The sequence below is a fragment of the Clostridium sp. AM49-4BH genome, from assembly GCF_003478335.1.
In the GTDB taxonomy this organism is placed as follows: Bacteria; Bacillota; Clostridia; order Lachnospirales; family Lachnospiraceae; genus Butyribacter.
In genome coordinates this window covers 1-13,319 of the sequence record NZ_QUFB01000062.1, presented here as the reverse complement: position 1 = coordinate 13,319, position 13,319 = coordinate 1, and the positions used below count along the sequence as shown (strand labels likewise).

Here is a 13,319-nt window from a genome sequence, read left to right as displayed (position 1 = left end):
TAGCACAGCGCTGCACCAATACACAGTAAGATCAGACATTTCATTCCTGTTTTCATTCCGTTCCTCCATCCTGAATCATCCCCTCAAGTTCCCCTCAATTAAAAACTGCTCTCTTACTTAAAGACAACGTAAGAACTATTTTCGGTGCTGTCCGGACTCCACACACCCTGGGTAGCCTTTTCCTTGCCGGAATTAATATACAGGCGGGCGCGGTTACATCCACCCTCACGTACTGAATTGGTAATGATACCGTGAACTCCCAATGGGATCCTGACCTCGCCACTGCAGTCGCGCAGATTGGTCCGATTACATGTAGCACTGTTATAATAACTTCCCTTTACAATCGTGTACGTGGCGGCATATTTTTGAGGATAGCAATACACCTTTGATGTATTCCTTTTTTCTCTCCATCTCGTATAAAATGGATTTTCGTCCAAGCCCTTGACGTACGAATACTCCTCATCCTAACGTTGCCGGCTGCCGACGCGAGCGGACTGGTTGACAGCATGCTGACCGCTGTCATACTCAATACGATACCGTAACTTAACAGTTTTGTTTTATTGATTCTCATATTTTCCTCCATTTCTCATGCAGAAACTTTATATTTTCTGCAGTATCGTGTACTTCCATAGCATACACAGACCTAATATGCTATAATTATCAAGTAAAAGTTTAATCTGCGACACTGATGGTCTGTTCTCAAGTACCGCAGATTTTTGTAGAGAAACTCTACAAGACGCCATCATAAAGATGTTTACTTCTTTGTAACATCTTTATGATTCAATGACTGTGGTCTTACCGGCTGATGTAAAAATCCTACACACATCGGAGGCCATCCCTGTTCAATGACTCTCACATCTCGTTTTACAATCTTACCGGTCAACTTCATTACTGGGTTCTCTTTCTTTTCCATAATAATCCTCCATTTGTTAATACTATAAGCACATTGTTCCATAATGTTTCACATTATTTCCTGACGAAGTAATTTGGCCAAGATTACCGTCAGCGCACATAGGATAATTGCCGATGCAATAAATATGTGCAGAATCCCTGACAATAGATACAGACAGCTTGCAATCAATACTTCTGTCAATATTGCTACATAAACACCTTTTCGACAATCAGACATCTCTTCCTTTGACAGATTGAGATTGGGATGATTAACCGGTGAAAATATAAACAATACACAAATGCTGATTATCACTAGAAAAATCATTACAATCGGGTGTGTTTGAAGAAAAGGCGCTATCCATCTGACTACTGCCAATAGCATCGCAATCGTTCCTACCAAACAACCAAGCAAGGTTTTCGCATGATATCCGCCAGAGTACTGCCGTATCCCTTTAAAAGCAACAGCATATATTAATCCTTCCAGTATGTTATGCGTCCATAAACATACCATCGCTAGCAAGGTATACGTAATGACTTGCTCTGCTCGTATTGTCAAAGCATAAATATATTCATCACGTTTCTCGCTTTCCAAAATTTCCTGACCTATCATCCGATCCACAAGTTTGGTTATCATGTGTGTCCTCCATCTGGACAATGTGCATCTCAAAGTTATATTTTCACTTTAACAAATCCATTGCGAATTTCAATGTCCATGTAAAAATTCGACTATTTCATGTAAAAATTCGACTATATTTTTTTATGAAAAATTTTAAAATATGTCTTGACAAATCTTTTTCAGGTTAAATCTCAACCGAGAACTCCATGTCGACAACATAATTATTTAGTGTTAAAATAGTCAGGGATTCCATCTTCTCATATACTGAATTATGCACATTTGGAATCAAAGATTAAAAACGGAAAGTGAGGCGAAGAATATGAAGAAGCAGCATAGGCGTTGGATCAGTCTGTTCCTCGTTTTGGTGTTTATCCTCAACGGTATTTTTCTTGATGTTCCCGAACTGCATCAAGCTGCATCTCAGTTCACATTCGCCAATCACAAAGTTGTTTTTTCAGATCAGGATACGATACTGCATGCCTCGGCAAATATCCTACGAAATGCTGATTTTTGCACAGAAGATCTGCTCGGCATACAATCACGCGACGCCTCCAGTCTGCGTGGTGTAAGAGACGGTCGCAGAAGCAATGCAAAAGTACGAGTATTCTTGTCCTTGGTACATATTTTAGATTCAAAGATTTCCTATATTTCGGAAATGGCAGACTGTACCTGCATTGGCAATATTACCTTTAGCTGCAGGACAATTCTGCGTTATATACAGCGGCAGGATGGTAAAAAGCCACTTTAATCCACGATAGCGAGTAGCGTAATAAAAAGTCTAGCGTTCTTATTTTTAGATTTATGGAGGATTATTATGAGTATACCATTGTGGATTTTAATTATTATTGGAAGTATTTTTGGAATTGTTTTAACTGGCGGCACGGTGATCGGCTTGATCGCTGTCATTATTTTTAAGATCTACCGCAAAGTTAGATTTGGAATTTCCTTATACGAATAAACAACTATTTATGCCATAACTTATAAAAGAGCAAAGCCTACGTTTTTTGCTCTGCAAGAATTACTAAAGCAATTCTTGGTGGTATAACACCACATTGTGAGCAGTTTCCTATAAAAAGGTAAAGAAACGGCTGTCCTGCGGATCAAACTGCAGGACAGCCATTCTTTATGTTGCACGTAACATTTCTTTACAGTTTCGCTAAGTCTTCCTGACTGATCAGACGAACATCGCTCGCTTTCAGCACTTCTGCACCTTTCTTAATATCGGTAACACGGAAGATCAAATGCGCCTTACCGGATGTATGCGTGTTAAAAGCATACATATATTCAACATTGATCCCATTCTCGCCAAAAATATCTAACACATTTGCCAGACTTCCCGGCTGATCCGACAACTCAATCGCCATAACATCCTTCGTAGAAGATACATAACCTGCATCTTTTATCACTGTGGATGCATTGTAGACATCATCAACGATCAATCGAACGATACCAAAGTCCTGCGCATCCGCAACCGATAATGCACGCATATTAATATTATTTTCACGAAGTACATCGGTCAGCTCTTTTAATTTACCCGGCTTGTTTTCCAAAAATACAGAAATCTGCTTAACCATCATAGTGGACACCCCCATTCATTTTTACATTATTTATACAAATTTCTCTTATCGATAACGCGTACCGCCTTACCTTCACTTCTTGTAATTGTTTTCGGATTTACAAGAGTTACTTTCGCATAAATACCAAGCATTGCTTTCAATGCAGTTACCAATTCCTTCTCCTTTGCCGTAACTTCGCTCATGCTGTCTGAGAACATCTCCGGCGTCATCTCCACCTGTACCTCGATCGTATCACTGTTGTTGACACGATCAACGATGATCTGATAATTTGCCGCATATCCTTTATTCATCAATACCGTTTCGATCTGTGATGGGAATACATTCACACCTTTGACGATCAACATATCATCACTGCGACCCAACGGTTTTGTCATTTTGATATGTGTACGTCCGCAGGAACATTTCTTGCGGCTCAAGATACAAATATCTCTCGTGCGGTAACGAAGCAGCGGGAATGCCTCTTTCGTGATACTTGTAAATACAAGCTCACCTTTTTCTCCATCCGGAAGAACCTCCCCCGTCTTTGGATTGATTACTTCTGCAATAAAATGATCTTCATTGACATGCATGCCGTTCTGCTCAGAACACTCAAAGGCTACACCCGGTCCGGAAATCTCTGTCAGGCCATAGATATCATATGCTTTGATACCAAGTTTTTCCTCAATATCATGTCGCATCTCCTCAGTCCACGCCTCTGCACCAAAGATACCTGCCTTTAACTTAATCTGATCCTGTACGCCTTTCTCATGAATACTCTCTGCCAAATATGCTGCATAAGACGGTGTACAGCAAAGGATCGTGGATCCCAGATCGGTCATAAACTGAATCTGACGCTCTGTATTACCGGAAGACATTGGGATCGTTAGGGATCCAACTTTGTGGGAACCGCCATTTAAGCCGGAACCACCGGTAAATAATCCATAACCATAGGATACATGCACAATATCTTCTTTGGTACCACCGGCTGCTACGATCGCTCTGGCACAGCAGTCTTCCCATAGATCCAGATCATGCTGTGTATAAAAAGCTACCACACGTCTTCCTGTTGTACCACTGGTTGACTGGATGCGTACACAATCCTTTAATGGCATCGCTAACAGTCCATATGGATACTGATCTCTTAAGTCGTCCTTCTCCATAAATGGTAATTTATGCAGATCCTCAACGCCATGAATATCTTCCGGTTTGATCCCTGCCTCGTCCATTTTATTTTTGTAGAATGGAACATTGTCGTAGATGTGTTTCACCTGCTTAACAAGTCGCTCACTCTGCAGTTTCTTGATTTCTTCTACCGGCATCGTTTCGATTTCCGGCTGAAAATAATTTTGTGCCATGGTATTCACCCATTCCTCTCTCATATTGCAAGTTCGGGAGCTTCCCCTCCCAAAACTTGCTTTGCGAATTTCCTTCGCATTGTAAACCGCTAATATATCTTTATTCTAGTTGCGTCCCAGCATAAACGCTTTCTTGTTCATCTCCAAGAACTTCGGCGGTACACACGCTTCCAAAGACGCCAGCCAAGCTTCCTCGCTGATCTCCGGGAAGTAACGTGATACTCGTCCCATAAGCACGATATTTACCGCTTTTGGACTGCCTGCCTCCATAGCAAGAGACAATGCATCCATATCATCAATATCCGCCCCGGCAGCTTTCATCTTTTCGATGAGATTCTCCGGATACTCTGCTGCTCCTGTGATAACCGGCATCGGGTCGATTTCCTGATCAGAAACGACAATCTTGCCGCCTTTCTTGAGATAGTTCATGTATCTGGCTGCCTCTAATTTTTCAAAAGAGATAATAACATCTGCTTGTCCTTTGTCAATGATCGGTGAATACACTTTGTCACCATAGCGCACATATGTTACAACGCTTCCTCCGCGCTGACTCATTCCGTGTACCTCAGATACTTTTACATCATAATTTTGACTGAGAAGTACATGTCCTAAAAGCTTGCTGGCAAGCAGAGAACCCTGACCACCTACACCTACGATCATAATATTTTTCGTCATTTTTGCGTCCTCCTATTCCGTAATTGCATCAAATTTGCAAAGCTGTTTACAAACGCCGCAGCCAACGCAAAGTGTGTTGTCGATCTGCGCTTTGCCGCCCTTAATACTAATTGCCGGACAGCCAAGCTTCATGCACATTTTGCAGCCCTTGCATTTGTCTTTATCAACATTCAAAGGAGGTTTTACCTCAACATATTTGAGAAGTGCACATGGTCTTCTGCTGATGATCACGGATGGCTCAGCGGCAGCAAGTTCTTCTTTGACTGCCTTATCACATGCTTCCAGATCGTATGGATCAACGACACGAACGCGGTTAAAGCCCATCGCCTTGCAAAGTGCTTCAAGATTGATCTTACCTGCCGGATCGCCCTTGATGTTGTAACCGGTCGTTGGATTCTGCTGATGACCTGTCATTCCCGTAATGGAATTATCTAAGATAATAACTGTTGAATTGCTCATGTTATAAGCAATGTTAGCAAGTCCGGTCATTCCGGAATGCATGAATGTAGAATCTCCGATCACGGCAACGGTCTTGCCTTCAGATTCTTCGCCACGCGCTTTATTAAATCCATGGATCGAGCTGATGGATGCGCCCATACATGCTGTTACGTCGATTGCTGACAATGGCGCAACTGCTCCTAATGTATAACATCCAATATCACCCATAACGGTACATTTGTTTTTGGATAATGTGTAGAACATTCCTCTATGAGGACAGCCCGCACACATTACCGGCGGTCTGACCGGAATGTTTTCATCCAAAGTCAGGCTTTCCTCTACCGGGATACCCATCTTTTCTGCAACCAGATTTTGTGAAAATTCATCTTCTAATGGGAATACGTCTTTACCTGTCACATCCAGTCCTAATTTCTTACAATGGCTCTCGATAATATCATCCAATTCTTCTATAATGAATAATTTGTCTACTTTTTGTGCAAAATCAAGAATTAATTTTTCAGGAAGCGGGTTGATCAGTCCCAATTTCAGGACACTTGCATTGTCTCCGAACACTTCCTTCACATATTGATACGAAGTTGAAGATGTTATAATTCCGATCTTAGTATCACCCATCTCAACACGGTTGAGTGGTGTTGTCTCAGCGTATGCGATCAAGTCTCTGGTACGCTGCTCTACAATTGGATGACGGCGTTTCGCATTTGCCGGCATCATAACATATTTTGCTATGTCTTTCTTATATTCTTTGAGTGCCGGCTCCACACGTTCGGATGTTTCAACCAAACTCTGTGAATGTGCAACACGGGTACACATTTTCATGAATACCGGCGTATCATATTTCTCAGAAATTTCATAAGCGATCTTTGTGAATGCAAGTGCCTCTGCAGAATCCGAAGGCTCTAACATTGGTACCTTGGCAGCGATCGCATAATGTCTTGAATCCTGCTCGTTCTGGGATGAGTGCATACCCGCATCGTCCGCAACACCGATGATCATTCCGGCATTGATTCCGGTATAAGAGATCGTGAATAACGGATCTGCTGCGACATTAAGTCCTACGTGCTTCATTCCGCAAAAACTGCGTTTTCCCGCTACGGCAGCACCAAAAGCCACTTCCAGTGCTACTTTCTCATTTGGCGCCCACTCACAATAAATCTCATCGTACTTAGCTGCTTCTTCCGTAATCTCGGTACTTGGCGTACCCGGATAACTGGAAGCAACGCCACAGCCCGCTTCATACAGACCTCGTGCAACTGCAGCGTTACCTATCATTAACTGTTTCATTTAGCAGTTCCTCCTTTTTATCTAATGTGCTCTCGAAATAATATGTATGAACTTCGCGAGAGCGCATCCTGCATAATACTGATAATATTTTATCAAAAATTAAGCATAAGGTAAACTACTAATTGTGGGCAAGGGTGTTATTTGCAAAATTGGAACGTCCTAAGGATAAACCACTTTGCTGTGAAATCCTCTATTTGCAAAATTGGAATGCCTCTAGGTCGAATAACTGGCGACGTTCAAAATAGCAAGCTGACCATCCATTATATTCTGACTGTGCGATCAGATAAACCGCATGTCTTCCTGTGACGTTTTGCACTTTTGTACGAAGCGTAGTGCTATCTCGCTCAAACTCTGCCACGCCAATTTCTGTCTGCTCATCGTCGATACAAATATGCAGTTTGCCATGACAGCCTCGCGGATGTACTTTTGCCATAAATGTCATTTCATCTCCGGTAAAATCATCGCCAAAATCAAAATACTTCCAGCCCATTACGCAGCCATCGGTAATATTAGTGATGATTCTTGTAAAAGGATCTAATTCTGTGATGAATGCCGCTGGTTCATCTGCCTCAATTTTCTCTTCCTTTGACTCTGTGTCAACCTTAGGTTCTGCCTCTGACGGCTGCTCCGTTGTATCTGCTTCCTGCTCATTGCGTAAATGCTGGTCTGTGCTTTCAACGTTTTTCTCCAATTGAGCAGTTTTTATCTGTACGTTTTTCAGAACACATACCGTATCTGCCGCCGTTGCTTCATACGGATTCAACGACTCCTCAAATCCAAGAGATGTCATTTCCACGGTTGGGATCGTGCCGTCTTCTAATATCTCGATCCGCTCCACACAGCCCCTGCGCGACATGATCGAGCCATTGGTCATGCGATGATAAAAAATATACCACTGTCCGTTAATCTGGCAGATGGAGCCATGATTATTACCACCCGGATAGTCGGCACCATTATCCACAATATATCCTCGATATGTAAATGGCCCGGTTGGAGAATCCGATGTAGCATATGCAAGCCTGCTGCCAATTTTAGGTGAATAGATCAAATAATAGGTATCTCCTACTTTTCGTGGGGAACAGGCTTCAAAAAATCCATCCTCCGTCTCCGTAACCGGAATAATGTCCGTCTGATAACTTCCATCCACGACTTCATACATATTGTCCCCGTTCAGTTCACACATGTAAGATCCCAAGAATCCACAATACACGTATACTCTTCCGTCATCATCAACCAATACACCCGGGTCGATAAACGTACCGTTGTCATAATGATCCGGTATATTGTACTGATACTTGGACAGCATCATAAATGGGCCTTCCGGTCGGTCACTCACCGCTACACAGCCTTTCGCATCTACAATATATGCATAGAGATAATATTTACCATCTTTCTCTACAACGTCCGGTGCATATAATTCATGTTCTGTCCAAGGTGTATCCGTTGTTTTGCCCTCTTTTGCCTTTGATCGGAAAATATCTCCGTGGCATGTCCAATGACTCAAATCATGGACAGATGCAGACCACACTTTTAATTTGTAATCACAAAATCTTTCACAATCCACACAATCATGTGATCCGTATACATATACGCGATCCCCAAATACTCTTGGTTCTCCATCCGGGATATACTCCCAAGATGGTAAATAAGGATTTGCCATAGTTAACCTCCGTTCTGTTCTTCGATAGGATATTCGGTGCAACTGTTAGTTTGCTCTCGCATCGTGATATTTATTTTGACGAGAATAACTTTTCATTGTAAAATTACTATGATGCAAACGACAAATATCGTTCGACCATAACCCTATTACTGTGTGTATTATACAAAAAGAATGTTTGTGGTTCAATAGAACAAAAAGACGTATATCTTTCATTTTCAGACTTGCGAAAATGGTTATAGAACCATGGAGTACTGTTTGTGTTTTCAGCACAGAGACAGTGCGGAACATCAGAACGGGGGTTATAGAACCATGGAGTACTGTTTGTATTTTCAACCAAAAGAAACGTGCTGAAGATAGAATGGAGATTTCGTATGGATTTTTTTTTGAATTGGTTTACACAGGATGAAACATTTCCTTTTTTTATACAATATGGAACACATGACGAAGATCTGTGTCTACATACACATGCCGATTTTTCAGAGCTTGTGATCGTGCTGAGCGGCACCGCCACACATGTGGTGGACGGAGAAGAGTATCCAATCCGTAAGGGGGATGTTTTTGTGATCAGTAATAATACTGCACACGGCTATAAACACCCCAAAAATTTTCATATATGTAATATCATGTTCCACCTGTCCTATTTTTTGGACTATCAAAGTGATATTAAAACAACGGCAGGCTTTCATGCACTTTTTGTCATTGAACCCACCTTAACCAAAACCCAAGGTTTTAAACGACAATTAACGTTGAACTTAGCACAATATGAAGAAATCCACACGTTGATCGCTTCACTCAAAAATGAATACGAAACTAAACTCCCCGGCTATCAGACAATGATCATCAGTCTGCTCTCACAGCTTTTTACTTCGTTGTCACGTTTTTATGACGTGTCCCAAAAATCTGACAGTAAAGAGGTTGTTTCCATCGCAAATACTATTGCTTATATGGAAAATCATTACAATGAAGATTTATCCATCGAAGAACTGGCACAGTATTCCGGATTGTCCTCCAGACATTTCCGCCGGATCTTTCAGCGCATATACAGCATTAGTCCTACAAAATATATGACGATATTGCGCATTCAGGCCGCTATGAAAGCTCTGCAAAATCCTCATCTTTCGATCACAGAGATCGCTTTACTCTGCGGTTTTTCAGACAGTAATTATTTCTCAAGAAAATTTAAGGCTGAAACAGGAAAAAGCCCGCTGGAATACCGTAAGTATATCCAGGGACTTTCTAATTCCAGTATAACGATTTAACAACCGGCACGTCACGCAGGTCCGGATGAACAAATGCTCGGTCTGTCACGCAGATCCTGATAAACACATGTCCGGCACGTCACGCAGATCCTGATAAACACATGTCCGGCACGTCACGCAGGTCCTGTTTCAATTTATCGGAAACTTACCCATACAACCGGGTAGATTCCGTTCGGATCCCAGTCGGGCGGAAGATTGTCTTTATATTCTGAAATCGTATCTTCCGGCAATACAAATATTGGATTCTTAACAATATCTTCTTTTTTGGTCTCAACCGTTTGCATACCGGCACGTTTTTTTGCCGTAATTTCTTTTCCCATCATTACCTTTTCACGATCACTAAAATTAGCACTCGTAAATTTTCCATTCAGGAACTCTGTCAATTTCTTGCCTTTTAGATTCTCGCCCTCTTTTCCGGATGGCAATTCCTCCTTACTCAGCGGTGTACTGCGAATCAACATCGCCTTTTCCCCTAACAGAGCTTTATCCAATACCATCCAGCGCATTCCGGCATAGTATACTTTAGTTCCAATCTCTGCCTTACGCATAAAGCGTTTTTGGTAACGGGTTGTGCGGTGTTCTGCATCTGCATATGCACCAGCCAAACGATATACCTTCATTGCTTTCTTATGGTGATTATCATCGTCATATTTCTTGGCGATCTTGTAATAACAGGATTTCTTCATTGTTCCTACACCCGGCAAATATTCTACCTGATCATAAGAATTGATGGCAGCTTTGTAATCGCCAAGCATTTTATGCCCAAAACCTTTTACGATATACGACAATGGAGTTACCATGATCACCATACAGATAACAACAATTACTGCCAATGCAATAGCGCGACGCTTATACACTTTGCGCGTTTCAATCTTGCGAATCCCCGCATGGCAAGCTTTGTCTCCTGCTTCTGCTTTATCTGCATATGCTGCAAATTTCTTTAATCTCCGATACTCGCTATTTGCAGCAATGTAGTCACTCTTTGTTTTTGCTTTGTCATACATATCTTTCGCCGTCTGTAAGGTTTTCTCGCAACCTTCACGTTCTATCTGATCTGCCTTATCTGCGCACTGCTTACGACGCTTCCTGGCATCCTCATAATCTCCCAACTCCTCAAACATGGCGGCTGCGGAGCGAAGCGACGTTACCGCTCTCTCAAATCTCTCGACACAGTCGATTGCATCCATCAGTTCTACGGCAGTATTATATTTTTCCTCTTCCGGAGAGGGACCTGTCTTAAAAATGTCCTCTTTACTAAGTGCCATATTTTCCTCCATTCATTTCGTTACTTCCAAAACGGTTCTCTGCAAAGTTGGCTGCTTTTCGAAGCCACTTTCTATATCGTTTGTTTTCTCCAAACTACTCTCTGCAAAGTTGGCTGCTTTTCAAAGCCACTCGAACTTCCTTATTATACAATACCTTGCGCATCTTTACACCCTTTTTTTAATTTTTTCCCGGGAAAGTTTATTTTTGAGTTAATTAATGATCATTTCCCACACTGTTTGCATAATGCTGTCATTTCTGACTGTTGACAGATTCCACTGTTCGCATAATGCTGTCATTTCTGACTGTTGACAGATTCCACTGTTCGCCTGCTACTGTTATGTCTGACTTTTGGCAGATTCCGGAAATATCTCGTCCAAGAAACGCGACGGATCAGTTTCATGATGAAGTCTGGTCTTTACATAGCTCATAATTAGCTTTGTTTTTGCGCGCGTCATTGCAACATAAAAAAGTCGTCGTTCTTCTTCCACATCTGCATCCAAAACCGCTTTGTTGTGAGGAGCAACACCTTCATTGACATCCGGAAGAAACACGATTTCATATTCCAATCCTTTGGCACCATGCATTGTCAATAGCTGTACCGCATCTTCTTTGGTTTCGTATTTTTTGTTTTCTTGCTCCTGCAGCGCCTCGCCATATTGTTTTATATAGTCAAACCATGCCTCCGTGGTCTCACACGCTCTCGCATCTTCCTGTAATTCATCCAATATATCAAACATATCCTCAGCGCGGATTCCCCGGTACTCTGCATATTCTCGAATATATTCATCGTAACCGATTCCCTTACGAATAAAATTAATGGCAGCATATGGTTTTAGCGACACCAGCATGGCAAGGTCTGATTGTAATTGCTCTATACGGTCAACCATCCAATCTTTATCTTCATAAAATAATTTTAATTCTTCAAAATCTGCATAAGTTTCCGTAAAAGCATTCCGATGTACATAGCGTTTTGGTCGATTAATGATACGCATCACCTTACTTCGCTCTCTTGCCCCTTGCGCCACCTCGATATAGGTCAATATATCTTTTGCGATCCAGTGCTCATATAAATTTGGCAAATGCTCCTTTAATTCAAAAGGAATGTTATACTCCATCAGCTTTACCGTCAGTCCGCGCGCCTGAGGATTGGTTCGAAACAGTACTGCCATTTCCCTGTACAAAACTCCCTTTTTACGATACTCCAAAATCTGCTGCCGTATCGCTTCATTTTGCTCAGCACTTTTTTCATAACAAAGGTTCTCGACCTCAGCTCCCGCCTCATGCGCTGCGATGATGTCCTTTGGCAAACGATTTTGATTATGGGCGATCAGATTCCCTGCCGCTTTTACAATATTGGCACTACAGCGGTAGTTTACCCCCAGCTTACATATTTGTGCGTTTTTATAATCCGCCAGAAATTGCTTCATAATATCCGGTCGTGCTCCTCGGAATCCATATATAGATTGATCGTCATCTCCTACTACAAAAAGATGGTTTTTCGGCTGCGCCAACAGTTTAACTGTCTCATATTGGACACGATTAATATCTTGAAATTCATCGATCAAAATATATGGATATTTTTGCTGCCACAGTGCGCGAATATCCGGCCGCTGTTCCAAAAGTTCGTAGCAATATACCAGCATATCATCAAAGTCAATAAGCCGCTTCTTCTCTAAGCAATGTTGATATTTCGTAAATATCTGTCGAAATGTATCCCCCGGACAGATCGGCGAATAATAGTGCTCCAGCTCTATCCGCTCTCCTTTCACACGACTGATCTCCGCAGTCAGATCCACCAGAAACTCATTTTCATCCTGTATTTCTAATCTGCTTTCAGCAACCAGATCCCGCAAAATACGATACTTCATCTCGTCACGTATAATGTTATCTGCACTATAATGATAAGCATATTTTAATATCGTAAAGAAAACCGCATGAAACGTTCCAAATTGAACACCGCCCTTGCCTCCCTCTGCCAAATAGCGCTGCTTCATCTCAGCAGCAGCCGCTTTCGTAAAGGTAATGACTAAAATATTGCCGGGAGCTACATCATGCTCTTTAACCAATCGTTTGATACGCTCTGTAATTGTATATGTCTTTCCGGAACCAGGTCCCGCCAAAACTAACATCGGTCCGGCAAAATGCGATACAGCAATTCTCTGCTCTTCGTTTAGTTCCCTCATAATCCTCCTAATCGGGTAGGAGGTAGATAATTATCTTATCTACCGACCTCCCACACCACCGTACGTACCGTTCGGTATACGGCGGTTCTTTAGTTTTCACATATTTTCAGGTAAAACT

General features: G+C 41.9%; 14 protein-coding genes. 3 read left to right on the top strand and 11 right to left on the bottom strand.

Features of this window, described 5'->3' with window-relative positions:
- Positions 1 to 113 precede the first annotated feature (113 nt).
- From DW981_RS14920 to DW981_RS12945, 4 genes are all read right to left on the bottom strand, one after another.
- Positions 114 to 383 (bottom strand): DUF2712 domain-containing protein, encoded by a 270-nt coding sequence (locus DW981_RS14920; protein ID WP_147352653.1) that lies wholly within the window; start codon positions 381 to 383, stop codon positions 114 to 116.
- Positions 338 to 571 carry a hypothetical protein gene (locus DW981_RS12950; RefSeq protein WP_118508020.1) on the bottom strand — a complete coding sequence of 78 codons (234 nt, stop codon included), beginning with the start codon at positions 569 to 571 and terminating at the stop codon, positions 338 to 340. The genes DW981_RS14920 and DW981_RS12950 overlap by 46 nt, the downstream gene beginning before the upstream one ends.
- A 183-nt stretch (positions 572 to 754) precedes the next feature.
- Positions 755 to 913 (bottom strand): hypothetical protein, encoded by a 159-nt coding sequence (locus tag DW981_RS15250; protein WP_182434286.1) that lies wholly within the window; start codon positions 911 to 913, stop codon positions 755 to 757.
- A gap of 48 nt (positions 914 to 961) precedes the next feature.
- On the bottom strand, positions 962 to 1,525 hold the full coding sequence (locus DW981_RS12945) for an accessory gene regulator B family protein (protein WP_022025488.1): 564 nt from the start codon (positions 1,523 to 1,525) through the stop codon (positions 962 to 964).
- Between the two features lie 301 nt (positions 1,526 to 1,826).
- On the opposite strand from DW981_RS12945, the gene DW981_RS12940 reads away from it, so the two are divergent.
- Positions 1,827 to 2,255 carry a hypothetical protein gene (locus DW981_RS12940; RefSeq protein WP_022025489.1) on the top strand — a complete coding sequence of 143 codons (429 nt, stop codon included), beginning with the start codon at positions 1,827 to 1,829 and terminating at the stop codon, positions 2,253 to 2,255.
- Positions 2,256 to 2,321: 66 nt separating this feature from the next.
- The gene (locus tag DW981_RS15245; protein ID WP_022025490.1) at positions 2,322 to 2,465 is read left to right on the top strand and encodes a hypothetical protein; all 144 of its coding nucleotides are present in this window, start codon (positions 2,322 to 2,324) and stop codon (positions 2,463 to 2,465) included.
- A 187-nt stretch (positions 2,466 to 2,652) separates the two neighbouring features.
- Here DW981_RS15245 and DW981_RS12935 read toward each other — a convergent pair whose 3' ends face one another.
- The 5 genes from DW981_RS12935 to DW981_RS12915 all read right to left on the bottom strand — a co-directional run bounded on the left by DW981_RS12935 (position 2,653) and on the right by DW981_RS12915 (position 8,493).
- Entirely contained in the window at positions 2,653 to 3,084 is a 432-nt protein-coding gene (locus tag DW981_RS12935) for an ACT domain-containing protein (protein ID WP_022025491.1), read from the bottom strand.
- Between the two features lie 26 nt (positions 3,085 to 3,110).
- Positions 3,111 to 4,418: a phenylacetate--CoA ligase gene (locus DW981_RS12930; RefSeq protein WP_118508019.1), complete on the bottom strand. Its 1,308-nt coding sequence runs from the start codon at positions 4,416 to 4,418 to the stop codon at positions 3,111 to 3,113.
- A gap of 105 nt (positions 4,419 to 4,523) precedes the next feature.
- Entirely contained in the window at positions 4,524 to 5,093 is a 570-nt protein-coding gene (locus DW981_RS12925) for an indolepyruvate oxidoreductase subunit beta (protein ID WP_022025493.1), read from the bottom strand.
- A gap of 12 nt (positions 5,094 to 5,105) precedes the next feature.
- Positions 5,106 to 6,833 carry an indolepyruvate ferredoxin oxidoreductase subunit alpha gene (iorA, locus tag DW981_RS12920; protein WP_022025494.1) on the bottom strand — a complete coding sequence of 576 codons (1,728 nt, stop codon included), beginning with the start codon at positions 6,831 to 6,833 and terminating at the stop codon, positions 5,106 to 5,108.
- Positions 6,834 to 7,023: 190 nt separating this feature from the next.
- Positions 7,024 to 8,493, bottom strand: coding sequence for a family 43 glycosylhydrolase (locus DW981_RS12915; protein WP_118508018.1), 1,470 nt, complete (start codon positions 8,491 to 8,493; stop codon positions 7,024 to 7,026).
- Positions 8,494 to 8,864: 371 nt separating this feature from the next.
- On the opposite strand from DW981_RS12915, the gene DW981_RS12910 reads away from it, so the two are divergent.
- Positions 8,865 to 9,752, top strand: a complete 888-nt coding sequence (locus tag DW981_RS12910) for an AraC family transcriptional regulator (RefSeq protein WP_118508017.1) — start codon at positions 8,865 to 8,867, stop codon at positions 9,750 to 9,752.
- Positions 9,753 to 9,886: 134 nt separating this feature from the next.
- Here the strand turns inward: DW981_RS12910 and DW981_RS12905 are convergent, their stop codons facing one another.
- Positions 9,887 to 11,017 carry a hypothetical protein gene (locus tag DW981_RS12905; protein ID WP_118508016.1) on the bottom strand — a complete coding sequence of 377 codons (1,131 nt, stop codon included), beginning with the start codon at positions 11,015 to 11,017 and terminating at the stop codon, positions 9,887 to 9,889.
- Between the two features lie 336 nt (positions 11,018 to 11,353).
- Complete coding sequence (locus DW981_RS12900) at positions 11,354 to 13,201, bottom strand: ATP-dependent helicase (protein WP_118508015.1); 1,848 nt, start codon at positions 13,199 to 13,201, stop codon at positions 11,354 to 11,356.
- Positions 13,202 to 13,319: the final 118 nt, after the last annotated feature.